Here is a 25,125-nt window from a genome sequence, read left to right as displayed (position 1 = left end):
ACGGGCTTGGGGGCACTCCAAACTTTGTAGTTACCGGTTGCCGCAACAACGTTGTCTACAGAGCTGTTATCCAGTTCAGTACCGTTGTCTACGTCGCCGTTACCGTTGATAGTCAGATGACCATCAGAGTTCATAGCAACAACACCGTAGCCGTAGTTAGCCTGAGCGGTATCCCAAGTACGGTCGTTCACCAAGTCAGCGTTCAGTACATAATCGCTGCTGTTGATATCGAACACACCAGAAACTACGTTGCCGTTGTGGTCAGCGATGTTGCCGCTAGTCAGTTCCAGTTTGTCAGTACGGAAAGCTTCAGTATCGAACTGATCAACATTCACATCCAGCACACCACCGTTAGTCACAGTGATAGTATTGGCATACAGATTAGAATAATTATTCCAACCAGTAGATTCGGTTAAATTAACGGTACTGTAGCTATCAACTGTCAGGTGGTCTGTAGCAACCAAACCATCTTCACCGATGTTCAGTGAAGAGCCGTTGGTTAAACCAATGGTATCTGATACCAGAGAGGAATCAGTAACATTTACCTGAGAGCCGTTATTTACAGCTAATGTATCAATTACTGAACTGTTAACGGTATTCCATTCTGAACCATTGTTCAGTGCTACGTTAAATACGCCGCTCTGGAATACTTTGTTGTCAATAATACGGCCCCAACCGTTAGCTTCGATGGTAGCACCTGGGGTCAGGCTGTTCGGCGCAACATCATACATATCTGCCGGAGCAATTACTTCAGCATTCATGTTTGCTGAACCAACCCACTTACTACCGTTGTTCAGAGTAATGTTCAGTTCATCAACGTTCTGAGCGTCATCTACCCAACCGCCGTTGGTATCAAGAACACCGTCGCCGTTGCTGTCATGACCGGTGGAATAGAAGAATACGCCATCGTTATTCCAGTGACTTGTAAATTCGACATCACCCAACAGAGTTGAATGGTCAAAGTTTACATTGTTTTTCATGGAATAATTTGAGCCAGCATTGTCAATGAATGACAGCGCCACGTCATTTTCGCCACCATTACCAGCATAATCACTTGGTTCAGCAGATTTACCGAAGAAGCCATTGCTTTCTTCCAGCGGAGTCTGTGATCCTGAAGTTACAGTGGAGTTAGACACATTAATGTTGTTGTCCCACTGATGATATTCGCTAGTATAAGTCGAGTTGTTCGTATTGCCTTCAGACAGAGCAATACCAGCTACACGGGAGTTGTTGGTAATATTGATATTGCTTTCAACATCAAGATTTACTGCAACACCCAGAGCGGTATAGAACGTTTCATTGGTTGACTTAGATTTATCACCATCAAGATATGTGTCAGTGAAGTAAAGAGCTTCATAGTCATCATCAATGGTGGAATTGGATACGTTCAGAGTGAATACGTCACCATCGTACCAATTGTAGTCAAGATCAGTGGTAGTCCCATTATGGAAGTAATAGCCGTTATACTCTTCGGAGGTAACGTTACCAGCTAAGTCTCTTTCTGTTGTTATGCCATAATAACCAAATGGCAGTTCAGAAGTGATTGATCCATGAATTACTGAATTGCTGATATCTAACTGGTTAACAGAACCGCTAGCGTAATCATGATTCAAGTAATAAGTAGAAATGGTACCGTTAACGGTATCGCCTTTAAAGACAGTATCGAAATCACCATTGGCATTGTTATAGTAAACAAAACCGCTGTAGGTTACATAGTTACCATCTGAACCCATCGGGTCCATTCCACCAGCATCAGCAATTCCATCACCGTCAGTATCATATGGCCATACTAAATCGGTCGTGGTGTTATCGTGATACCCCCAGGTATCATAGGTAGTTGCATTAGCCTGAGAGGTGATAGCCAGAGTGCAAGCCAATGCTAATTGTGATACTACAAGTTTCTTTTTCCAGGAGTGCATTTGTCATCCCTCCTCAGGGACGTAATAAGTTGATCCATCAATTATCAATGCATAGAAAACATCTTATGTTTCGCGTTTACGATTATGCGGCGTTATAGAGGAATGGTTCAATTATTCTTTCCCCTAAGTCCGATTGTGGACATATATAAAAAACATCTACACACGCAAAGAAAAAACTGACAAAAACACAGTTTTTCAACACGTTAATGAAAGCGTTAATTTTGAATTATAGCTTCTAAAAATATCAAACCAACAAATCAGATAAATAATTTATCAATAAACAATGAACTTTAAGTCATTCAATTTTTGACAGCTCAACCAAATCAACAAAAACAATAATTGAGGATTATAAATAAAAATCAAAAATATTTTCAGTGAATATAAAATCATTGCTATTTCTATTACAAAGATGTCCTGACCTCTCTTTCGTTCTCTTCTTATCAACATCGCGACAACTTTCGTAAAACACTCCCGCCCAGCATCAGGTATACTGTGCACCTTAATTCCACAAACATCAGGCAGACCATGACAGATTTAATCCAACGCCCTCGTCGCCTGCGCAAATCTCCTGCGCTGCGCGCTATGTTTGAAGAGACAACACTTAGCCTTAACGACCTGGTGTTGCCGATCTTTGTTGAAGAAGAAATTGACGACTACAAAGCCGTTGAAGCCATGCCCGGCGTAATGCGCATTCCAGAGAAACATCTGGCGCGTGAAATCGAACGCATCGCCAACGCCGGTATTCGTTCGGTGATGACTTTCGGCATCTCTCACCATACTGATGAAACCGGCAGTGATGCCTGGCGGGAAGATGGTCTGGTGGCGCGTATGTCGCGCATCTGCAAGCAGACCGTGCCTGAAATGATCGTCATGTCAGACACCTGTTTCTGTGAATACACTTCTCACGGACACTGCGGCGTGTTGTGCGATCACGGTGTCGACAACGACGCAACTCTGGTGAATTTAGGCAAACAAGCGGTGGTTGCAGCTGCTGCCGGTGCTGACTTCATCGCCCCTTCCGCTGCAATGGACGGTCAGGTGCAAGCGATTCGCCAGGCGCTGGACGCTGCGGGCTTTACCGACACCGCGATCATGTCGTATTCGACCAAGTTCGCCTCCTCCTTTTATGGTCCGTTCCGTGAAGCGGCCGGAAGCGCATTAAAAGGCGATCGCAAAAGCTATCAGATGAACCCAATGAACCGTCGTGAGGCGATTCGTGAGTCACTGCTGGATGAAGCCCAGGGCGCAGACTGCCTGATGGTTAAACCAGCTGGCGCGTACCTCGACATCGTGCGTGAGCTGCGTGAACGTACTGAATTGCCGATTGGCGCGTATCAGGTGAGCGGCGAGTACGCGATGATTAAATTCGCCGCGCTGGCAGGTGCTATAGATGAAGAGAAAGTGGTGCTCGAAAGCTTAGGTTCGATTAAGCGTGCGGGTGCGGATCTGATTTTCAGCTACTTTGCGCTGGATCTGGCTGAGAAGAAGATTCTGCGTTAATGATCATTATGCCGGGTTATCCCAACCCGGCATTTCCCCTTCACCCCGCCCGATAAAACGGTTTATCCCCGAGAATCGTCGCGCGATGCATAATACGCCGCTGCGGCAAATAATCGGCATTCGCATAATGCTGAGTCACGCGATTATCCCAAATCGCAATATCATTCGGTTGCCAGCGCCAACGCACCTGAAACTCCGGTTTGGTGATATGGGCAAACAAAAAGCCTAACAAGGCTTCGCTCTCTTTCTCGCTGACATCGACAATTCGCGTAGTAAATCCTTCATTAACAAACAGTGCCTGTTTGCCGCTCACCGGATGCGTACGCACCACTGGATGTAACAACGGCGGATTTTTCGCGGCCGCCTCGCGCCAACGTTGATGTTCCTCTTCAGTTTTGCGGTACTTGTATTCCGGGAACGATTTACGGAAATCATGCTCCGCGCGCAGCCCGCTCAAAAGCTGGCGGAAAGGAACAGAAAGCGCCTCATAGGCCGCAATACCGCTGGTCCAGAGCGTATCGCCACCGGTCGATGGCAACTCTTTCGCTGCGAGAATCGCCCCTGCAGGCGGCGTCTCAATAAATGTCACATCGGTGTGCCAGTTGTCGTTATCCGGCGGATTATCGTTATGGGTGTCCAGTACGATGATCTCGTTAACCCCTTCGGCATGAGGATAAACAGGATGAATATGCAGTTCGCCAAAACGCTGGGCCAGCGCACGTTGCTGCTGTGGCGTTATCGCCTGTTCACGCAGAAAAACCACCTGATGACGCAGCACCGCATGGTAAAGCTGTTCAAACTGATTATCGCTTAACGGGCGCGTCAGGTCGGCACCCGAAATTTGTGCGCCAATATACGGCCCCAGCGGGGTAATGCTCAGACGTTCACTCATTGTACTTCTCCATGCCAGGGCGTCAGGCGGCGTTGTAACGCACGCAGACCCAGTTCTAAAAGAAAGGCGATAATCGCAATCACCGCGATCCCCGCCAGCACCACGTCAGTCGCGAGGAATTCACCTGCTGACTGGACCATAAAACCTAAGCCTCGCGTTGCGGCAATCAACTCCGCCGCCACCAACGTAGACCAGCCCACACCCAGACCAATGCGTAATCCGGTGAGGATTTCCGGCAGCGCGCCAGGCAAAATGACAAACCACAGCACCTGTATACGGCTGGCCCCCAGCGACTGCGCGGCACGAATGCGAACCTGCTGCGCACTTTTCACCCCCGCCAGCGCCGACATCGCCACCGGTGCAAAAATCGCTAAATAGATCAATAAGATCTTCGACGTCTCGCCAATACCAAACCAGATCACCATCAGCGGCAAATAGGCCAGCGGCGGCACCGGACGATAAAGCTCGATTACCGGATCCAGAATGCCGCGTACCGTAGGGCTAAGTCCCATCGCGATCCCGACCGGAATACCGATCAACACCGCTGCAAATAGCGCCAGCATAATACGCGTCAGGCTGGCAGCCAGATGCTGCCACAGCGTGGCGTCCATAAAGCCTTGCGGTCCGGCAATGGTGAGCAGTTTTTCCAGTACCTGTTGCGGCGGCGGCAAAAACAGCGGGCTAATCAGTTGCAGCGCCGCCACCGTCCACCAAACGGCGAGTAAAACCGCTAACGTGCCAATGCTTAAGGTCACTTGCCGCGAGAGCGGCCAGCGCCATTTCAACCGACTCGAATGCAGTTTTTCGTTAATGAGCACACTCATGAGAACGCCTCCCGTTGCTCAAATACGCGGCTTAAAACATATTCGCGAATGGCAATAAACTGCGGATCGGACTTGATGCTGCGACTCGATTCTCCCGCAACAAAACGGCGAGCGAAGTCGAGCGGAAGACGCTCCAGCACACGCCCTGGCCCTGGCGAAAGCAGAACCAGCTCGGTCGCCATAAACACCGCTTCCTCTATATCGTGAGTAATCAACAGTACCTGCTTGCCAGTCTCCTGCCAGAGTTTCAGCAACAAGGTTTGCATCTGGTCGCGGGTAAAGGCGTCCAGCGCGCCAAACGGCTCGTCGAGTAATAACAGTTGGGGATTTGCCGCCAGCGCGCGGGCAATCCCCACTCGCTGACGCTGGCCTCCAGAAAGCTGCCAGATGAAGCGTTTTTCTGCGCCTTCCAGACCCACTTTTTTCAACATCTGGAGAGCAATTTCCAGACGCTGCATTTTCTCCATCCCCGCCAGTTGCAGACCGAACGCCACGTTATCCTGCACATTGCGCCACGGTAGCAATCCTTCATTCTGAAAAACCACGCCGCGTTCTGCTCCCGGTCCCTGAATGTGTTTGCCCGCCAGTTGAATGCTGCCGTGCTGATAAGGCACAAAACCAGCAATTAAATTCAGCAACGTGGTTTTGCCGCAGCCGGACGGTCCCAGCACAACCAGCAGCTCGCGGCTTTCCAGTGTCAGGTTTATATCTTCCAGTGCTGGTTTGCCGCCATAATCGGCGTAAAGATGAGAGATTTGCAGCATCTGCGCCTCCTTTTATTGCACGAAGCGAGAGGTAACGTACTGGCTGTAATCATTCGCTACAGCCGGGACTTTGCCCTGATCTTTCAAAAACTGGGCAGTGTCGATGATCGCTTTGTTCACCGGTCCGGTCAGTTCTGCCGTTTGCTGCTGCGGCGTCAGATAGGTGTTTCCCTTCACTAGCCCCGGCACATCGCCTTCCGGCACGCCGCTTAAACGCGCCAGTTTGCTGATGTTTTCCGACTGTTTCAGCCAGGCGTCAGGGTTAGCAATATACGGTTGCTGAGCATTGATGGCGCTTTTGGCGAACGCTTTCACTACCTCTGGATGTTTCTCGGCAAAATCTTTCCGCACTACCCAGACGTCCAGCGTCGGCGCGCCCCACTGCCCGACCTGTTCAGAATCGGTCAGCACCTTGCCGTCTTTTTCCAGGGCGTTAACCGCAGGCGCCCAGACATAAGCGCCATCGATATCTCCCCGTTGCCAGGCGGCGATAATCGCGGGCGGCTGCAGGTTCACTATCTCCACTTGCCCAGGTTTAATGCCCCAGTGTTTCAGCGCCGCCAGCAGGCTGTAGTGTGTAGTGGAGATAAACGGCACGGCGATACGTTTACCAATCAAGTCTTCCGGTTTGCTGATGGTTTTCTTTACCACCAACGCCTCAGAGTTGCCCAGTTTTGACGCCAGCAAGAAGACTTCAATCGGCACCTGTTGGCTGGCAGCTACCGCCAATGGGCTGGAACCAAGATTACCGATTTGCACATCGCCCGAGGCCAAGGCCCGCACGATGCTGGCCCCGCTGTCAAACTTACGCCAGTCCACCGTCGCCCCGCTCTCTTTGGCAAAGGTGTTATCAGCCTGTGCGACTTTCGCCGGTTCGGCGGAGGTTTGATAGGCCACGGTGACGTTCACCGCCTGCGCCTGAAAAGCGATGAATGCCAGTGCGGCAAGAAGTGTGTTACGCGATGAAATTGCCATGATTGTCTGCTCCCCTGTCTTGTTATGGGAGCAGTATTCGCGGACAAAGACATTTGATAAAAGAATTAGTCGTTATGGTACAGATGATTTTATTCTTAGCAAAAAAACAGCAAAGGAAAGGTTAATTATGCAATTAGCATCATCCCACAACTCGGGGAAATTGCTGTACTGCATTTTATTGATGCATAAAAAGTCAGATTACGAGATTTACTATCTTCTGATTTTTATTAAAACCAAAATATATGACAAAGTTATTATATTCGCATTAAATATACTACTGTATTGTTTTTCACCCACCGCATATTACATTCACAACATGTATATAAACAATATCCGTTCATTGAACATATTTTTTAAATGCAATTAATTGACAAACTAATTCACATCTAAATACAATGAGCAAAAGAAAATAACTATACATAGCAAACACACAAAAAACTAACATATGAACTACGTGAAAAAAACTTTACCCTGTCGATTTTCAGGCCCTCATAGCATCCTGGCACTAAGTTATTAGCAACTTTCACTACGTATAAATTTTAACGTCTGTTTGCGCCAGAGATTACGTCTCTGCGCGTATCGCTGCGCTTGTAGTATAATAATTAAAAATGGAGTGTCATTAAGTGGATAAGGTTTTAAATTCAGCTCTCCTTTCTTCAAAAAATAAAAAGAAAGGTATTCTTGCTATTGGCGCACACCCTGACGATATAGAATTAGGCTGCGGCGCATCGCTCGCTCGTCTTGCCCAAAAAGGGATTTATATTGCTGCCGTAGTTATGACTACCGGCAATTCTGGCACAGATGGAATAATCGATCGCCACGCAGAGTCACGCGAAGCCCTAAAGATATTAGGATGCCAGCAGACTATTCATCTTAATTTTGCTGATACCCGTGCTCATTTACATCTCAATGATATGATTACCGCCCTGGAAAATATCATTAAGTCTCAAATTCCGTCTGATGTTGAAATCATTCGTGTCTATACCATGCATGATGCCGACCGCCATCAGGATCATCTGGCCGTTTATCAGGCGTCAATGGTGGCCTGTCGGGCAATTCCTCAAATTCTCGGCTACGAAACGCCAAGTACCTGGCTTTCATTTATGCCCCAGGTTTTTGAATCCGTGGAAGAGAAATATTTTTCTATAAAACTAAACGCGTTACAAAAACATAAAAGTCAGAGTCTGCGTGATTATATGCGCCCAGAACGTTTGCGTGCTGTCGCACAATTTCGCGGACAACAGGTCAATAGCGACCTGGGTGAAGGCTTTGTTATTCATAAAATGATTCTTTGAGCAGATTGCATGAAAACCTGGATCTTTATATGTATGGCCGTAGCAATATTACTATGGTTCCTGAGTACGTTAAGGCGTAAGCCCAGCCAAAAAAAAGGCTGTATTGACGCAATTATTCCTGCCTATAACGAAGGCCCTTGTCTGGCACAGTCGCTGGAAAATCTGCTACGCAACCCTTATTTTTGCCGGGTAATTTGCGTTAACGACGGCTCCACTGATAATACCGAAGCAGTCATGGCAGAAGTAAAACGTAAATGGGGCGACCGCTTTGTTGCCGTCACGCAAAAAAATACCGGTAAAGGCGGTGCGCTAATGAATGGCCTCAACTACGCCACCTGCGACCTGGTTTTTTTAAGCGATGCCGATACTTACGTCCCGCCCGATAAAAACGGCATGGGCTATATGTTGGCGGAAATTGAGCGCGGCGCTGACGCCGTAGGCGGCATTCCCTCCACCGCGTTAAAAGGCGCTGGCCTGTTGCCGCACATCCGCGCGACGGTGAAGTTGCCAATGATTGTTATGAAGCGCACGCTACAACAACTATTGGGCGGTGCGCCGTTTATTGTCAGCGGAGCCTGCGGGATGTTTCGCACCGATGTGCTGCGTAAATTTGGTTTCTCTGATCGTACCAAAGTCGAAGATCTCGACCTTACCTGGACGTTGGTGGCTAATGGCTACCGTGTTCGTCAAGCGAATCGCTGCATCGTTTATCCGCAGGAATGCAATAGTCCGCTTGATGAATGGCGACGCTGGCGGCGCTGGATTGTGGGCTACGCGGTATGTATGCGCCTACATAAAAAACTTTTATTTAGCCGCTTTGGCATATTCAGTATTTTCCCCATGCTGCTGGTTGTGCTTTATGGCGTTGGGATTTATCTCACTACCTGGTTTAATGAATTCATCGCCACCGGGCCACATGGCGTAATATTGGCAATGTTTCCGCTTATCTGGGTCGGCGTAGTTTGTGTTATTGGTGCTTTTAGCGCCTGGTTTCATCGTTGCTGGTTATTGGTGCCTTTAGCGCCTTTTTCCGTTGTGTATGTATTATTAGCTTATGCCATCTGGATTATTTATGGACTTATTGCCTTTTTTACTGGACGCGAACCTCAGCGCGACAAACCCACCCGTTATTCCGCACTGGTGGAAGCGCCAACCGCTTATTCCAACTCTTCTGTCGCAGGAACTGAAAAGCTATCTGAAGCTTAATGTTAAAGAGAAAAATATTCAGATTGCAGACCAGGTAATTATTGATGAGAGTGCCGGCGAAGTTATTATTGGCACCAATACCCGTATTTGCCACGGTGCAGTGATTCAAGGACCGGTAGTGATTGGCGCAAATTGCCTGATTGGCAATTATGCTTTTATTCGCCCCAACACGGTAATCAGCAATGGTGTAAAAATTGGTTTTGCCACAGAAATAAAAAATGCGGTTATTGAAGCGGAAGCAACGATTGGTCCGCAATGTTTTATTGCCGACTCGGTGGTAGCAAGCGGAGCATATTTAGGCGCGCTGGTGCGTACCAGTAATCATCGTCTGGATGAACAGCCAGTATCGGTTCGCACCGCGGAAGGTACTATCGCTACCGGATGCGATAAATTAGGTTGTTATATTGGTCGGCGTTCACGACTTGGTGTGCAGGTTATTATTTTACCGGGGCGAATTATTTCTCCGAATACACAGCTTGGTCCACGCGTTATTGTAGAACGTAATTTACCTACCGGAAATTACTCACTCCGGCAAGAACTTATCCGTACAGGAGATTAAAATGATAAAACGGACGTTATTAGCGGCAGCAGTCTTTAGCGCATTGCCCGCTTATGCCGGGTTAACATCTATTACCGCAGGCTACGATTTTACCGATTATTCTGGCGATCATGGTAACCGTAATTTAGCGTATGCCGAACTGATCGCAAAGGTTGAAAACGCAACACTGCTTTTCAATCTTTCCCAGGGACGTCGAGATTACGAGACTGAAAGTTTCAATGCCACACGCGGCCAGGGTGCTGTCTGGTATAAATGGAATAACTGGCTGACGACCCGAACGGGTATTGCATTTGCAGATAATACGCCGGTCTTTGCCCGCCAGGATTTTCGTCAGGATATTAACCTGGCCCTGCTGCCAAAAACGGTGTTCACGACCGGTTATCGCTACACCAAATATTACGATGACGTTGACGTTAATGCCTGGCAAGGTGGCGTTTCGCTTTATACCGGCCCGGTGATCACCAGCTATCGCTATACCCATTATGACTCAAGCGATGCGGGCGGCAGTTACAGCAATATGATTTCCCTGCGCCTGAACGATACGCGCGGCAGTGGTTATACCCAGCTTTGGCTAACTCGCGGGACCGGAGCTTACACTTATGACTGGTCGCCAGAGACACGACACGGCAGTATGAAGAGCGTCAGTTTACAGCGTATTCAGCCTTTAACAGAGCAACTTAATTTGGGGCTGACGGCAGGTAAAGTGTGGTACGACACCCCAACCGATGATTATAACGGCTTGCAACTCGCAGCCCATCTGACCTGGAAATTTTGATTCCTTCTGCCGCCCGCTATCCAGGGCGGCCTTCCCTGCCGATTAGCGCCCAAACACTTTCCTTTTCGTTTTCCGCCCACATTCACCGGATAAATTTTATTCTTCAGTGTTATATACTATAGGGGGGTATGCATTGACATATAGCATACCCCCCTATAGTATAATGCGTGCAGATGATGAGGTGCGAAATGCCCAGTACTCCGGAAGAGAAGAAAAAGGTCCTTACTCGAGTTCGTCGTATTCGGGGGCAGATTGATGCTCTGGAACGGTCGCTGGAGGGTGATGCCGAATGCCGTGCCATACTCCAACAGATAGCCGCCGTTCGGGGCGCGGCTAACGGGCTGATGGCAGAAGTGCTTGAAAGCCATATCCGGGAAACGTTTGACCGAAATGACTGCTACAGCCGTGAAGTCAGCCAATCCGTTGACGACACTATTGAACTGGTTCGAGCCTATCTTAAATAGCTGAATCTATTACCATATTGAGGAAGAGCGAAAGATGAAATCACGTGCTGCCGTTGCATTTGCTCCCGGTAAACCGCTGGAAATCGTTGAAATTGACGTTGCACCACCGAAAAAAGGTGAAGTGCTGATCAAAGTTACCCATACCGGCGTTTGCCATACCGACGCATTTACCCTCTCCGGCGATGACCCGGAAGGTGTATTCCCGGTCGTTCTTGGTCACGAAGGGGCTGGCGTTGTGGTTGAAGTCGGTGAAGGCGTAACCAGCGTCAAACCTGGCGACCATGTGATCCCGCTTTATACCGCAGAGTGCGGCGAGTGTGAGTTCTGTCGTTCCGGCAAAACCAACCTCTGTGTCGCGGTTCGCGAAACCCAGGGCAAAGGCCTGATGCCAGACGGCACCACCCGTTTTTCTTACAACGGGCAGCCGCTTTATCACTACATGGGCTGTTCTACATTCAGTGAATACACCGTGGTCGCGGAAGTGTCTCTGGCCAAAATTAATCCAGAAGCAAACCATGAACACGTCTGCCTGCTGGGTTGTGGCGTAACCACCGGCATTGGCGCAGTGCATAACACCGCTAAAGTCCAGCCAGGTGATTCTGTTGCCGTGTTTGGTCTTGGCGCGATTGGTCTGGCAGTGGTTCAGGGCGCACGTCAGGCGAAAGCGGGACGGATTATCGCTATTGATACGAACCCGAAGAAATTCGATCTGGCGCGTCGCTTCGGTGCCACCGACTGCATTAACCCGAATGACTACGACAAACCGATTAAAGATGTCCTGCTGGATATCAACAAATGGGGTATCGACCATACCTTCGAGTGCATCGGTAACGTCAATGTGATGCGTGCGGCGCTAGAAAGTGCGCACCGCGGCTGGGGTCAGTCGGTGATCATCGGGGTAGCAGGTTCTGGTCAGGAAATCTCCACCCGTCCATTCCAGTTGGTCACCGGTCGCGTATGGAAAGGTTCCGCGTTTGGCGGCGTGAAAGGTCGTTCCCAGTTACCGGGGATGGTTGAAGATGCAATGAAAGGTGATATCGATCTGGAACCGTTTGTGACGCATACCATGAGCCTGGATGAAATTAATGACGCCTTTGATCTGATGCATGAAGGCAAATCCATTCGAACCGTAATTCGTTACTGATTTCCCGCAGGTTTACCCCGTCCAGTTTAGACGAGGTTCTTAATACCGTCCCCGGGCAGCCGTCCGGGGAATTAACCATGAGATAATGGCTGATGGAACTCATTGAAAAACATGCCAGCTTTGGCGGCTGGCAAAATGTGTATCGGCATTATTCCCAATCACTGAATTGTGAAATGAATGTCGGCGTCTATCTCCCACCAAAAGCTGCGAGTGAAAAATTGCCGGTGCTTTACTGGCTTTCGGGCCTGACCTGCAACGAGCAGAATTTCATTACCAAATCGGGAATGCAGCGTTACGCGGCTGAACACAACATTATTGTTGTTGTGCCGGACACCAGTCCGCGAGGCAGTCATGTCACAGATGCCGACCGTTACGATCTCGGGCAAGGTGCTGGTTTTTACCTGAACGCGACGCAAGCGCCGTGGAAAGAGCATTACAAAATGTATGACTATATCCGCAGCGAGCTGCCGGATTTAGTGATGCAACATTTTCCGGCAACGGCCAGAAAGTCTATCTCAGGTCATTCTATGGGCGGGCTGGGCGCGCTGGTACTGGCGCTGCGTAACCCAGATGAGTATGTCAGCGTCTCGGCGTTTTCGCCCATTGTTTCCCCTTCGCAAGTACCGTGGGGCCAGCAAGCCTTTGCTGCGTATCTTGGTGAAAATAAAGAAACCTGGTTGGATTACGATCCGGTGAGCCTTATTTCACAAGGTCAACGCGTTGCAGAAATAATGGTTGATCAGGGATTGAGTGATGATTTTTACGTGGAACAGCTGCGGACTCAAAATCTTGAAAAGGTCTGTCAGGAGATGAATATCAAGGCGTTAATCCGGTATCACGAAGGTTACGACCACAGCTATTATTTTGTCTCCAGTTTTATTGGCGAGCATATTGCGTACCACGCCAATAAATTGAATATGCGTTGAGCATCTGCACACGACTGCCGGATGCGGCGCAAACGCCTTATCCGGCCTACATTTCGCCCGTAAACCGTAGGCCTGATAAGACGCGAAAAGCGTCGCATCAGGCATGGCGCACGCCTGCCGGATGCGGCGTAAACGCCTTATCCGGCCTACATTTCGCCCATAAACCGTAGGTCTGATAAGACGCGCAAAGCGTCGCATCAGGCATCTGCGCACGACTGCCGGATGCGGCGCAAACGCCTTATCCGGCCTACATTTCGCCCATAAACCGTAGGCCTGATAAGACGCGCAAAGCGTCGCATCAGGCATCTGCGCACGGCTTATCTATGTTTACCACATCAAATCATCAGGCACTTTGAAGTCGGCATACGGATCATCTTCATTCTGCTCTTCGGCGCTGAGTGCACTATGCAACACAATACTGCTGGCATCGCGCTGAGCAATTTTATCGGCAACGCTGGCGGGAATAATGGCGTATTCACCTTCGCTATTGTTATCGACCAACAAGCGGGCAATCGCCAGACGACCATTAATCAACTGCGCTTGCGTGAACTTATCGACAAAAATCTTCTTAATCAGATTACCATCGGTAAAGTTAAAACCAATATCGCCATTGGCAATGGTGATTCGGTTCATTTCAATAAGCTGCTTCACTTGGGCTTTATATTCTTTCGCCAACGCCGCTTGTTTTTGTTGCTCGCTAAGCTGTTTATCACGCTCAAGCTGTGCCTTTTTATTTTCTTCTACCGCCGCCCGAGCTTCACGCGCCTGAACGCGCGATTTTTTCGCCGTTCTCTCGACCTTCGCCGCTTTTTTGCTGGTGACTAATCCTGCTTTGAGCAACTGCTCTTGTAAGGTAAGTTTTGCCATCTTTGTTTCCAAACCCGCTGAATAATTTTTAGCGAGTATACCTGTAAACGCCGTAGGTGTATTGAGGGCAAGTCCCTTTCGCCCCTGCTTAATAAGGCGCGTCAGGCATCGGCGCACGGCTGCATTCGTGATCTCCGGCTCATCAAAATAAACACCGCCCCCCCTGCAACAAGGATACCCGGCGCAGAAGCGGCCATTACCCCAACCGTGCCAGTGCCTAATGCCAGCATTTTCCCGGCCAGCAATGGGCCGCTCATAGCCCCCAGACGCCCAACCGCCACGGCTGTTCCCACACCTGTTGCGCGGATCTGCGAACTGTAAAACAACGGTGCCAGGGCATACAAAACGCTTTGCCCACCTGTCGCAAACAACCCCGCGACAAATCCCGCCAGCAACATACCGTTAAATGACGACACCGTTCCCAGCGCCAGCAGCGAAGCTAACATGCCGCTATAAATCAGTAGTGACATGGTTACTGGGCGCAGCTTATCCATCAATGCGCCCAACATTAACGTCCCGCTCGCCGCCCCCATTTGCAGTGCAAACATCACCCCTGCCGCCTGCGATGGCTGGAATCCTTGCTCCACCAAAAGCAGCGGCAGCCAGTTGATCAACATGTAGACCACCAGCAGAGTGAAGAAATAACACAACCACAGCAGCAGCGTCGCGGTGGCCGTTTCTGGCGCAAATAACGCACGCAGTGGTGGCGCAGCCTGTTTTTCGCCAGCGAAAACCGCCGACTCCGGCAGCCAGCGCATTAATAGCGGCACCAGAATCAACGGCACCACACCACCTACCCAAAACACCGTTTGCCAGGCTAAGTTTGCCCCCGCGAAACCCAGTGTCGCCGCCAGCGCCGCGCCAATGGGAACACCGCAATACATCAGGCTCACTGCCGTCCCACGAAAACGTGGACCCGCGGCTTCAGACGTCAGGGCGATAAGATTCGGCAACGCCGCCCCCAGCCCGACACCGGTCATCAGCCGCGCAAAGACCAGTGAGGGGAAATCCCAGGCAATCGCCGTTGCCAGTGAGAACAAACCAAACAGCGCAACTGAGCCAATCAAAATGCGCTTGCGACCATAACGGTCCGCCAGCATTCCGCCAACCAACGCGCCGGGTAGCAAACCGAGTATTCCGGCGCTGAATATCCAACCCATTTGCATTTTATCGAGTGCGAAAGCCTGGGCGATGCCACCCGCCGCAATGCCAGCCGCCTGAAGATCCAGTCCTTCCATCAGAGCGACCAAAAAACAAAGCCCGATGGTCAGCATCAGGCGGGATGAAGATGATGAAGGGAGACGAGTCGACATAAGATGAACCTCGTTGTGAGTACAGGTGAATCGCGGCTGATACATTGCCAGCCGCGTAATCAGAACCATTTAATGACTGCCTACGGGCGAAATGTAGGCAGGACAAGACGTTTACACCGCATCCGGCAGTTGTGCGCAGACGCCTGATGCGACGCTGGCGCGTCTTATCAGGCCTACCGCCTGCGGGCGAAATGTAGGCAGGACAAGACGTTTACACCGCATCCGGCAGGCGTGCGCAGATGCCTGATGCGAAGCTGACGCGTCTTATCAGGCCTACAAATTCCCTCGCCATCCGTAGGCCGGATAAGGCGTTTACGCCGCATCCGGCAGGCGTGCGCAGATGCCTGATGCGAAGCTGACGCGTCTTATCAGGCCTACAAATTCCCGCGCCATCCGTAGGCCTGATAAGGCGTTCACGCCGCATCCGACAGTCGTGCGCAGATGCCTGATGCGACGCTGGCGCGTCTTATCATGCCTGGGATGGGCATACAAAATGCACGTTCTCGGCAGTCATCATTATTTGTTATTGCTCAGATCCAGCGCCACGTCGACGATCATATCCTCCTGGCCGCCAACCATCCGGCGTTTGCCCAGCTCAACGAGAATATCCACCGCGCTTAAGCCATAACGCGTCGCTGCCGTTTCACAGTGACGCAGGAAGCTGGAGTAAACACCAGCGTATCCCAACGCCAGCGTTTCGCGATCGACTCGTACCGGACGATCCTGCAACGGACGCACCAGGTCGTCAGCGGCATCCATTAACGCATAGAGATCGGTCCCATGCTGCCAGCCCAGTTTATCCGCGGCGGCAATAAACACTTCCAGCGGCGCGTTACCTGCACCCGCGCCCATCCCCGCCAGGCTGGCGTCGATTCGGTCACAGCCCTCTTCCACCGCCGCGATAGAGTTCGCCACGCCAAGACTCAGGTTATGGTGAGCATGCATGCCGGTTTGCGTTTCTGGTTTCAGCACTGCTTTCAGGGCGCGGAAACGGTCGCGGATATCGCTCATGTTCATCGCACCGCCAGAATCCACCACATAAATACAGGTCGCACCGTAGCCTTCCATCAGCTTTGCCTGCTTCGCGAGATTTTCCGGCGTGGTCATATGGCTCATCATCAGAAAACCAACGGTGTCCATTCCGAGCTCGCGGGCATACTGAATATGCTGGGCAGAAACATCTGCTTCGGTACAGTGCGTTGCCACACGAACCACCCGCGCGCCAGCCTGCCAGGCATTTTTCAGATCGTGAATAGTGCCGATTCCTGGCAGCAACAACGTCGCGATTTTGGCGTGCTTCACCACATCCGCCGCCGCTTCAATCCATTCAAGGTCGCTATGTGCGCCGAAACCATAGTTAAAGCTGGAACCCTGCAAACCGTCGCCGTGGGCCACTTCAATCGAATCCACGCGAGCATCATCCAGTGCTTTGGCAATCTGGCGGACATTTTCCAGCGAATACTGATGACGAATGGCGTGCATACCGTCACGCAACGTGACGTCCGAGATATAAAGTTTTTTACCGTTCATGCCGCTTCTCCTGCCTTGCGCGCCAGTGACTGGGCCATTTTTTCCGCTGTCGCCAGCGCACTGGAAGTCATAATGTCGAGGTTGCCCGCATAGGCAGGCAGATAATGCGCTGCGCCTTCGACTTCCAGCCAGACCGCCGTTTTCAGCCCGGAGAACTGCCCCACGCCCGGCAAATTAACCGGTTTATCCTGCGGGATAACTTCAAACTGCACGCGCTGTTTCAGGCGATATCCCGGTACGTAAGCCTGCACCGCCTCAGCCATTTCATTGATTGAGGCTTCGATATCATCTTGTGAAGCTTCGTCGCTCAATACATACACCGTGTCACGCATCATCAACGGTGGCTCTGCTGGGTTAAGCACGATAATCGCCTTCCCTTTTGCCGCACCGCCCACCACTTCAATGGCGCGCGAAGTGGTTTCCGTAAATTCATCGATATTGGCACGCGTGCCAGGTCCGGCAGATTTACTGGCGATAGAAGCGATAATTTCGGCGTAATGAACACGCGCCACGCGTGAAACCGCCGCCACCATTGGAATGGTGGCCTGGCCGCCGCAGGTGACCATGTTGACGTTCAGTTGATCGACGTTCGCCTCGAGGTTAACCACCGGCACGCAGTAAGGGCCGATGGCAGCAGGCGTCAGGTCAATTAAGCGAATATCCGGTTTCGCTTCGCGCAAAGCGGCATCGTTTTTCACATGCGCGCCCGCGCTGGTCGCATCAAATACAATGTCGATATCAGCAAATTCAGGCATGTTCATCAGTCCGATCACCCCTTCATGGGTAGTGGCGACACCCATACGTCTGGCACGCGCCAGACCGTCGGACTGAGGATCAATGCCGACCATCACCGCCATCTCCAGATGCTGACCGTGACGCAAAATTTTAATCATCAGATCGGTGCCAATATTGCCAGAACCGATAATGGCGACTTTACGCTTACTCATGACAGACTTCCTTTTGGGGCTGCGCTTGAAAATGTCGCAGCAACTGAACCTATGCCTTCAATATGGGCTTCAAAACGATCGCCCGCATTCACCGCCACCATCGGACCTAATGCCCCGGTAAGAATGATATCTCCGGCGCGCAGCGGTTGACCCAGGCTGGCCATTTTGCGTGCCAGCCAGACGGCGGCGTTAAGCGGATGTCCCAGGCATTCGCTGCCGCGCCCGCTGGAAACCTCTTCGTTATTACGCGTCATCTTCATGGCGCAGTTTTTCAGGTCTAACCCCGCCGGACGTTGCGCCGGACCGCCGATGACATACACCCCGCAGGAGGCGTTATCTGCGACGGTATCGACAAACTGAATCGACCAGTCGCGAATGCGGCTACCCACCACTTCCAGCGCCGGAAGTACCCATTCAATGGCGTTATACAGTTCGTTAAACGTGGTATCGGTCGCGGGCAAATCGCGGTTCAAAACCAGTGCGATCTCCGCTTCAATGCGGGGTTGCAAGACGCGGGAAAAAGGAATGGTTTCATTATCGCCATAACACATGTCGGCAAATAACGTCCCAAAATCCGGTTGATCAACGCCCAGTTGTTGTTGCACTTTCGGATGCGTCAGTCCCACTTTGCGCCCCACCACTCGCCGTCCCTGAGCGACGTCATGTTGCACATTGATGCGCTGAATGGCGTAGGCGGCTTTCGCGTTTTCAATACCAATCAGATCGCGCAGCGGCGCAATCGCTTCGCCCTGCTCTGCGGCGCGGCGTAAATCCGCCGCCAGTTGCTCAAGAGTATGCTTCGTCATGACCATTCCTTAAGCACGTGCGAGGAAATTCAGCACCAGTTGATTGAAAGCGTCGGCATGTTCCCACTGCGCCCAGTGACCACAGTCGCGGAAGATATGCAGTTCAGAACCGGCAATGCCGGACAGTAGACGCAGCCCCGCATCCATCGGCACAAAGCGGTCGTTGCGCCCCCAGACAATCAGGGTTTGCGCTTTGATTTCCGCCAGACGTGGGCCAAAATCCGGGAACTGTTTCGGATTAGCTTCCAGGCTCTTAACGAAGTTTTCCAGGTGATCGCGGCGCGACAGCATATTATTCAGGCGCGCTTCAAACAGGGCGTCGGTCAAATCGCTGGTATCAAAAACGAAGATATCCATCATCAGCTTCAGGTTTTCGATAGTCGGCTGACGATAAAGCTGATTCAGTCGCTTAATACCTTCGGTTGGCATTGGCGTAAACAAACTCATTCCGCCCGTACCGCCGCCCATCAGCACCAATTTGCCGACGCGCTCCGGCCAGTTAAGGGTGAACGCCACAGAACTGTGGCCGCCCATCGAGTTGCCCAGCAAGTGGATTTTGGCGATATCCAGTTGATCCACCACGCTTTTCAGGATTCGTGCATTAAGATCCGATCGCGAACCACTATTAACGATCGAATCGCTCTTACCCCAGCCCGGACAATCCAACAGGATCACTCGATAGCCCGCCTCTACCAGCGGATCGATATTGCGGCTGAAGTTCGCCCAGCCCGTAGCACCCGGGCCGGAACCGTGCAGCAGGACAACGGTTTCGTCGCCTTGTCCACAGTCATTAAAATGGATGCGCAGCGTTTTACCCGCTTCTTCTACATTCAGAAAACGGCTGGTGGCGGCTTCGGTTTGTGGCTGATAACTCATCATCTTCTCCTGCATATTCAGTTCTCTGTTCTGGCGCTTAACGAGCCAAATCCGGCAATCCACTCCGGGATTGGGCGGTAATAACGCCCTTCGCTACGCCAGTTGCCAAACGCAGAAATAGCGGCAAAAGCGGCGACCCAGGTTTTGATTTCATGTGTCGACTTTCCGGCAATGGCGGAAAGCTCTTCGTTACTGACGGCATCCAGTTCCTGTATGCGTCCCTGCTCCAGCAAAGTCATGAACTGGTTATCCCAAATCGGGTTGAGCGGATGCAGAGTTCTCTGATCCTCAACAAACTTCTCAGCGGCGCTAATCACCCGTTGCTGACGCAATTCGCGTTCACTGGCGGGTAAATCTTTCCCGCTCCCCAACAAACGGTCGCGCATATGGGCATCGGCTTTCGCCAGTTCGGGCACCGGCGGCTGATGGGAAAGCCCACCGGACCCAAGGAACAGCACGCGTTTATTGAGAGTGCTGGTGAAACGTCCAATGGCTTCACCCAACATGCGGGTACGCTGGAAACCGGGCAACGGCGTGGCGACACCGTTGATGAACACAGGTAGAACTGGCACTTTATCCAGCCCGCCAAGCAGGAACTCCAGCGGCTGGGCAAAACCGTGATCCACCTGCATACAGTAAGAAACGGCAAGATCGATCCCGCTCTTCATGACGGCATGCGCACAGGACTCCGCCAGCTCCACAGGCACGGGCAGCTCTCCTGCCGCACTGCCGAAATCACCAATTGCCGTCGCCCCAACGCCTAAACAGAACGGCGGCATCACGTCATAGAAAAAACCGTTGTAGTGATCTGGCGCAAACAGCACCACCAGTTCAGGGGAGAAAGCCGCAATACGCTCGCGGGCGCTGGCAATCACACCATTGACCTCATCGAGCACCTCTTGCGCCGGGTCGACATACCCCACCAGCGGCGAGTGGGAAAGACAGTGAAGATAAGCGTGCATATCAGGCTACCTTTTCGACAGAAACGTCGGCATCAGGGCGGGTCAGCGTCATCACCGACGCCAGTTTATTCAGGGCCTTGCCCAGGGTTTGCGGAATGGCGATGGCGGCAACAAAGCGATCCGGGCGCATCACCACCAGCGAAGCATTGTGTTGCGCAAACCAGCTACGCAGACGACCTTGCGTATCGCCCACGCGTAGCACGCCGTCGTGATTATCCTGTGCGGTATGAATTTGCACTTCCGGCACCACCTGAATGAAGCGTGTGCCCAACGCACGCCACTGCTGGATTTGCTCGTTGCTCATTCCCCACAGTGGATTGCATCCCCAGCCAATTACCGCGAAGTTCGCGCCGATCGCGTTATCGAGCAGCGTCACGTCGCCGTTTTCCAGCGTGACTTTCGGCTGAATAAACATCTTGCCGACCGGAGAGTGCTTCGCTTCGCCCTCACGCACCAGCGCACCGCCGTAATATTGCGGCATCGGCTTGAAGCGCATTTCGAGGAAGTAGCGTTTTACTGGCGGCAGATAATTCAGTAGCCAGGAAACGCCGTCACGTAACGTACCCTGCCAGCGTTTCGGCGGAGCCAGCACGTTGCCCGCGGTCACGGACAGGTCAATCATCGCTTTGGCGTGATCGCGACGTTCTTGTTGATAGGTATCGAGTAGCGCATCGCGGGCTTTCCCCTGGATAACCAACGCCAGCTTCCAGGCGAGGTTAAAGGCGTCGCGCATACCGCTGTTATAGCCCTGCCCCTGCCACACCGGCATGATGTGCGCGGCATCGCCCGCCAGCAGTACGCGATCAATACGAAAACGTTGCGCCAGTCGCGCGTTGTGGGTGTAGACACGCTGGCGAATCAATTCAACATTGTCCGGATTAGGCAGCACTTTGCTTAACAGCTTGCGCATATTTTGCGGCTCACGCAGCTGTTCCTCGGTTTCTCCCGGCATCACCATAAATTCAAAGCGACGAACCGCATGAGGCAGCGCGGCAGAAACATACGGGCGCACTGGATCGCAACACAAATAGATATGCGGCGTACTTAACGGATCGTTGGCTATATCTACCACAATCCACTGATTTGGCGCGGTTTTACCTTCAAACGGCACATTCAGGGTGCGACGGACAAAACTTGCCCCACCATCACAGGCCACCAGCCACTGGGCTTTGACCGTTTCCCGCTGCCCTTCAGCCGTTTTCAGGTGCAAGGTCACTTCGTCATTTTGCTGGCTGAAGGCCTCCAGCTCGCGGGAAAACAAGCAGCGTACATTCGGAAAACGCGACAACCCTTCCAGCATCACCGCATCGACCTGCGGCTGAATAAAGGCGTTACGGCGCGGCCAGCCAAATTCATCGGTCATTGGCTGAATATCAGCAAAACAGCGGCCTTTTGGGGTGAGAAAACGCATCGCATGCCACGGCGTAGTGTGCGGCAGAACATTATCGACCAGGCCAACCGACTGCATGGTGCGCAGCGCCTCGTCATCAATACCAATCGCACGCGGGTAGTCGATCAACTTATCGAGTTTCTCCACCACCAGCACGTCAATGCCCATCTGGCCGAGATAGTTCGCCATCATCAGCCCGACCGGACCGGCACCAGCGATCGCCACCTGAACGTTATGGTTAACAGCAGGCTGGATGTCAGGGTGTTGTATTGCCATTTCAGTACCTCACGACTCGGACAAAATGCCGTTGCGCGCACAGTACAGCGCAACGGCATTTTGTTAAAAACATGTAAATTATTTTTTATTGTTCGCTCAGTATAGGAAGGGGGTTTTCGGCTACAATCAAAACATGCCCGAATGTGCACCAGGTGCACAACGTTGTTTTAACTATAGAAATGTCAATTAATATGCAGAACGATGAGCAGACGGAATACAAAACCGTGCGCGGATTAACCCGCGGTCTAATGTTATTAAATATGTTAAATAAACTTGACGGCGGTGCCAGCGTCGGGCTGCTGGCGGAACTCAGCGGTCTGCATCGCACCACTGTGCGGCGACTGCTGGAGACGTTACTGGAAGAGGGATATGTCCGGCGCAGTACCTCCGATGACAGTTTTCGTCTGACCATCAAAGTGCGGCAATTAAGCGAAGGGTTTCGTGACGAACAGTGGATTTCTGCGCTGGCGGCCCCGCTGCTGGGCGATCTATTGCGCGAAGTGGTGTGGCCGACAGATGTTTCCACGCTGGATGTTGATGCAATGGTGGTACGCGAAACCACTCACCGTTTCAGTCGATTATCCTTTCACCGGGCAATGGTCGGGCGGCGTTTACCGCTCCTGAAAACCGCCTCGGGCCTGACCTGGCTGGCCTTTTGCCCGGAACAAGAACGCCAGGCATTAATCGAAATGTTAGCCGCCCGCCCCGGTGATGACTATCAACTGGCACGGGAACCGTTAAAGCTGGAAGCCATTCTGGCGCGTGCACGCAAAGAAGGTTACGGACAGAACTACCGCGGCTGGGATCAGGAGGAGAAGATCGCCTCCATTGCCGTACCGCTGCGCAGTGAACAACGGGTGATTGGCTGTTTGAATCTGGTGTATATGGCCAGTGCGATGACCATTGAACAGGCGGCAGAAAAACATCTTCCGGCGCTGCAACGGGTAGCAAAACAGATTGAAGAAGGGGTGGAATCGCAGGCTATTCTGGTGGCCGGACGGCGAAGTGGCGTGCATTTGCGCTAGCGACGTCAATGTGTAATTTGGCCCATTCTCATCGTTATTCGCCCATTTGCCCACATGCACAGTACGGGCTGCACGCTACGCTAATGACATCAATACTGTGATGTGGAGCAAATCATGAAAATTACTCAAATTCGTAATGCCACCCAAATTATCCAATACGCTGGCAAAACATTTCTTATCGACCCGTTACTCGCGCCTAAAGGAAGTTATCCGGGTTTTGCCGGAACTGCACGCGCAGAAATCCGCAATCCAACGGTAGAATTACCGTGCGATTTAACAACGTTACTCAACGTTGACGCCCTAATCGTGACTCATTTGCATGAAGATCACTGGGACGAAACAGCCTCCCGCGTCGTCCCCAAAGATAAACTGATTTATGTGCAAAATGAGCAAGATGCTGAATCACTGCATAAACAAGGATTTACGCATCTTACCGTACTTACCGACGAGACTAAATTTGGTGATATAACTCTGCATAAAACGACAGGGCAACACGGCTCCGATCGCACCTATGCCGACCCGGCTATGGCGAAGCGTTTAGGCGCAGCCTGCGGCGTTGTTTTCCAGCACCCGACAGAGAAAACGCTCTATCTGGCTGGCGATACCCTCTGGCGTGACGACGTCGAGGCTACAATGCTAACTTTCCAACCAGAAGTGGTTGTGTTGAATGCCGGATTTGCGCATGTTCTGGGGCATGGCGCGATAATTATGGAAGCAGAAGATATTCTCAAAGCACATTTTACCCTGCCAGAAGCGCAAATTGTCGCGACACATATGGAGGCCGTAAACCACTGTTTGCTGACGCGTGATGCGCTCAAGGAATACGCCAGAGATAATCAAATTATCGAATTTGTGAACGTACCAGAAGATGGTGAAACGTTGACATTCTAATTCGGAGATAAAGAGTGTTATGCGCCCGCTAACTGTTGCCATTATCGCCGTTGCCGGTTTTAGCCCTTTTCACCTTTCCGTACCGTTTATCGTGTTTAGCGAAAAAATGGCGGAGAAAAAACGCTTTCACGTAATTATCTGCGCTGAAAATCTGGGAAACGTGGACTCTGCCGATGGGTTTTCCGTAACTGCCACCCATGACTATACCGCAGTCATCCAGGCGGATATTGTGATAATTCCTTACTGGGGAACAATTACACAAAAACCGCCACAAAAGCTGCTGAAAGCCTTAACGACCGCACGGGATAACGGCGCACAGATTGTCGGGCTTTGCCTGGGCACGTTTGTGCTCGGCTATGCAGGTTTACTGAACAATAAGCGTGCTGCCACGCACTGGGAGTTCGAGCGTGAATTTCAGGCACGTTTTCCACAAACATATCTGGATATTAACGCGTTGTATGTAGACGATGACGGTATTATTACCTCTGCCGGTACTGCCGCGGCGCTGGATTGCTGTTTGTATATTGTTCGGCAACATTTTGGCAGCGACTATGCTAACCATATTGCCCGACGGATGGTCGTACCGCCATATCGCACCGGCGGTCAGGCGCAGTTTATAGAGCAACCGGTGCCGAAAAATACCCATGATGAACGCATTAACCTCCTGCTGGATTACCTGCGGCAAAACATTGCGCAACAGCATGATCTCGACTCGCTGGCGCAGCGAGTAATGATGAGTCGCCGCACGCTAACCCGTCATTTTATGAAAGCGACCGGTTCGAGTATCGCCGAATGGCTCATCACTGAACGCTTACGCCGTAGCCAGGAACTGTTGGAAACCAGTCAGTTGCCCGTTGAGAGGATAGCGGCTGAGGTGGGTTTTCTCTCACCTGTGACCTGGCGTCAGCATTTTAAATCTCACTTCGGCGTCAGCCCCGCCGAATGGCGAAAAACCTTCCGTGGTATGGCATGATAGCGCCCGGAAGAAAGTGAATTCAG

Annotated in this window: 23 protein-coding genes and 1 pseudogene; 11 read left to right on the top strand and 13 right to left on the bottom strand. The window is 51.5% G+C overall.

The window, feature by feature from the left end:
* Window positions 1-1,919, bottom strand: a pseudogene (locus FEK46_RS18225) (autotransporter outer membrane beta-barrel domain-containing protein); the annotation flags it as partial.
* Window positions 1,920-2,444: 525 nt separating this feature from the next.
* Here FEK46_RS18225 and hemB point away from each other — a divergent pair.
* Window positions 2,445-3,419, top strand: coding sequence for a porphobilinogen synthase (gene hemB / locus FEK46_RS18220; protein ID WP_130206167.1), 975 nt, complete (start codon window positions 2,445-2,447; stop codon window positions 3,417-3,419).
* 40 nt (window positions 3,420-3,459) lie between these two features.
* Here hemB and tauD read toward each other — a convergent pair whose 3' ends face one another.
* The 4 genes from tauD to tauA are packed head-to-tail and all read right to left on the bottom strand — an operon-like array spanning window position 3,460 to window position 6,874.
* Entirely contained in the window at window positions 3,460-4,311 is an 852-nt protein-coding gene (gene tauD / locus FEK46_RS18215; RefSeq protein WP_135560021.1) for a taurine dioxygenase, read from the bottom strand.
* The gene (gene tauC, locus FEK46_RS18210) at window positions 4,308-5,135 is read right to left on the bottom strand and encodes a taurine ABC transporter permease TauC (RefSeq protein ID WP_135560022.1); all 828 of its coding nucleotides are present in this window, start codon (window positions 5,133-5,135) and stop codon (window positions 4,308-4,310) included. Before tauC ends, tauD begins: the two co-directional genes overlap by 4 nt.
* Window positions 5,132-5,899, bottom strand: a complete 768-nt coding sequence (tauB, locus tag FEK46_RS18205; RefSeq protein ID WP_135384921.1) for a taurine ABC transporter ATP-binding subunit — start codon at window positions 5,897-5,899, stop codon at window positions 5,132-5,134. Before tauB ends, tauC begins: the two co-directional genes overlap by 4 nt.
* Before the next feature lie 12 nt (window positions 5,900-5,911).
* Window positions 5,912-6,874: a taurine ABC transporter substrate-binding protein gene (gene tauA / locus FEK46_RS18200; protein WP_130206159.1), complete on the bottom strand. Its 963-nt coding sequence runs from the start codon at window positions 6,872-6,874 to the stop codon at window positions 5,912-5,914.
* A gap of 623 nt (window positions 6,875-7,497) precedes the next feature.
* On the opposite strand from tauA, the gene FEK46_RS18195 reads away from it, so the two are divergent.
* From FEK46_RS18195 to fghA, 7 genes are all read left to right on the top strand, one after another.
* A complete protein-coding gene (locus tag FEK46_RS18195) occupies window positions 7,498-8,169 on the top strand; it encodes a PIG-L deacetylase family protein (protein WP_130258522.1) in 672 nt (223 codons plus the stop codon).
* 9 nt (window positions 8,170-8,178) lie between these two features.
* The gene (locus FEK46_RS18190; protein WP_131160956.1) at window positions 8,179-9,375 is read left to right on the top strand and encodes a glycosyltransferase family 2 protein; all 1,197 of its coding nucleotides are present in this window, start codon (window positions 8,179-8,181) and stop codon (window positions 9,373-9,375) included.
* Window positions 9,341-9,934 carry an acetyltransferase gene (locus FEK46_RS18185; protein ID WP_240731131.1) on the top strand — a complete coding sequence of 198 codons (594 nt, stop codon included), beginning with the start codon at window positions 9,341-9,343 and terminating at the stop codon, window positions 9,932-9,934. Before FEK46_RS18190 ends, FEK46_RS18185 begins: the two co-directional genes overlap by 35 nt.
* A 1-nt stretch (window position 9,935) precedes the next feature.
* On the top strand, window positions 9,936-10,709 hold the full coding sequence (locus FEK46_RS18180; protein ID WP_135560023.1) for a YaiO family outer membrane beta-barrel protein: 774 nt from the start codon (window positions 9,936-9,938) through the stop codon (window positions 10,707-10,709).
* A 188-nt stretch (window positions 10,710-10,897) separates the two neighbouring features.
* Window positions 10,898-11,173, top strand: a complete 276-nt coding sequence (frmR, locus tag FEK46_RS18175; RefSeq protein ID WP_001141271.1) for a formaldehyde-responsive transcriptional repressor FrmR — start codon at window positions 10,898-10,900, stop codon at window positions 11,171-11,173.
* A gap of 34 nt (window positions 11,174-11,207) precedes the next feature.
* The gene (frmA, locus tag FEK46_RS18170) at window positions 11,208-12,317 is read left to right on the top strand and encodes an S-(hydroxymethyl)glutathione dehydrogenase (protein ID WP_000842102.1); all 1,110 of its coding nucleotides are present in this window, start codon (window positions 11,208-11,210) and stop codon (window positions 12,315-12,317) included.
* Window positions 12,318-12,409: 92 nt separating this feature from the next.
* On the top strand, window positions 12,410-13,243 hold the full coding sequence (gene fghA / locus FEK46_RS18165) for an S-formylglutathione hydrolase (protein ID WP_135560024.1): 834 nt from the start codon (window positions 12,410-12,412) through the stop codon (window positions 13,241-13,243).
* Window positions 13,244-13,570: 327 nt separating this feature from the next.
* Here fghA and FEK46_RS18160 read toward each other — a convergent pair whose 3' ends face one another.
* The 8 genes from FEK46_RS18160 to FEK46_RS18125 form a co-directional block, all read right to left on the bottom strand.
* Window positions 13,571-14,110 (bottom strand): DUF2058 domain-containing protein, encoded by a 540-nt coding sequence (locus FEK46_RS18160; RefSeq protein ID WP_135560025.1) that lies wholly within the window; start codon window positions 14,108-14,110, stop codon window positions 13,571-13,573.
* A 101-nt stretch (window positions 14,111-14,211) separates the two neighbouring features.
* Window positions 14,212-15,423 (bottom strand): 3-(3-hydroxy-phenyl)propionate transporter MhpT, encoded by a 1,212-nt coding sequence (gene mhpT / locus FEK46_RS18155; RefSeq protein ID WP_138194719.1) that lies wholly within the window; start codon window positions 15,421-15,423, stop codon window positions 14,212-14,214.
* Window positions 15,424-15,939: 516 nt separating this feature from the next.
* The gene (mhpE, locus tag FEK46_RS18150; protein ID WP_135560028.1) at window positions 15,940-16,953 is read right to left on the bottom strand and encodes a 4-hydroxy-2-oxovalerate aldolase; all 1,014 of its coding nucleotides are present in this window, start codon (window positions 16,951-16,953) and stop codon (window positions 15,940-15,942) included.
* Window positions 16,950-17,900 (bottom strand): acetaldehyde dehydrogenase, encoded by a 951-nt coding sequence (mhpF, locus tag FEK46_RS18145; RefSeq protein ID WP_000044314.1) that lies wholly within the window; start codon window positions 17,898-17,900, stop codon window positions 16,950-16,952. The genes mhpE and mhpF overlap by 4 nt, the downstream gene beginning before the upstream one ends.
* Window positions 17,897-18,706, bottom strand: a complete 810-nt coding sequence (mhpD, locus tag FEK46_RS18140; RefSeq protein ID WP_130206145.1) for a 2-keto-4-pentenoate hydratase — start codon at window positions 18,704-18,706, stop codon at window positions 17,897-17,899. Before mhpD ends, mhpF begins: the two co-directional genes overlap by 4 nt.
* A gap of 9 nt (window positions 18,707-18,715) precedes the next feature.
* Window positions 18,716-19,582 (bottom strand): 2-hydroxy-6-oxonona-2,4-dienedioate hydrolase, encoded by an 867-nt coding sequence (gene mhpC / locus FEK46_RS18135; RefSeq protein WP_000121896.1) that lies wholly within the window; start codon window positions 19,580-19,582, stop codon window positions 18,716-18,718.
* Window positions 19,583-19,599: 17 nt separating this feature from the next.
* A complete protein-coding gene (gene mhpB, locus FEK46_RS18130) occupies window positions 19,600-20,544 on the bottom strand; it encodes a 2,3-dihydroxyphenylpropionate/2,3-dihydroxicinnamic acid 1,2-dioxygenase (RefSeq protein WP_130206143.1) in 945 nt (314 codons plus the stop codon).
* A 1-nt stretch (window position 20,545) separates the two neighbouring features.
* Window positions 20,546-22,210, bottom strand: a complete 1,665-nt coding sequence (locus FEK46_RS18125) for a bifunctional 3-(3-hydroxy-phenyl)propionate/3-hydroxycinnamic acid hydroxylase (RefSeq protein ID WP_135560029.1) — start codon at window positions 22,208-22,210, stop codon at window positions 20,546-20,548.
* A 191-nt stretch (window positions 22,211-22,401) separates the two neighbouring features.
* Here FEK46_RS18125 and FEK46_RS18120 point away from each other — a divergent pair, with 191 nt between their 5' ends.
* The 3 genes from FEK46_RS18120 (at window position 22,402) to FEK46_RS18110 (ending at window position 25,099) form a co-directional block, all read left to right on the top strand.
* Window positions 22,402-23,235: a DNA-binding transcriptional regulator gene (locus FEK46_RS18120; RefSeq protein ID WP_214251108.1), complete on the top strand. Its 834-nt coding sequence runs from the start codon at window positions 22,402-22,404 to the stop codon at window positions 23,233-23,235.
* Window positions 23,236-23,349: 114 nt separating this feature from the next.
* Window positions 23,350-24,126, top strand: coding sequence for an MBL fold metallo-hydrolase (locus FEK46_RS18115; RefSeq protein ID WP_135560031.1), 777 nt, complete (start codon window positions 23,350-23,352; stop codon window positions 24,124-24,126).
* 19 nt (window positions 24,127-24,145) lie between these two features.
* A complete protein-coding gene (locus FEK46_RS18110) occupies window positions 24,146-25,099 on the top strand; it encodes a GlxA family transcriptional regulator (RefSeq protein WP_135494329.1) in 954 nt (317 codons plus the stop codon).
* The last annotated feature ends 26 nt before the right edge of the window (window positions 25,100-25,125 follow it).

The organism is Escherichia sp. E4736, assembly GCF_005781225.1.
In the GTDB taxonomy this organism is placed as follows: Bacteria; Pseudomonadota; Gammaproteobacteria; order Enterobacterales; family Enterobacteriaceae; genus Escherichia.
Note: the sequence above shows the minus strand (reverse complement) of the source record. Positions and strands in the feature narration are given on the sequence as shown.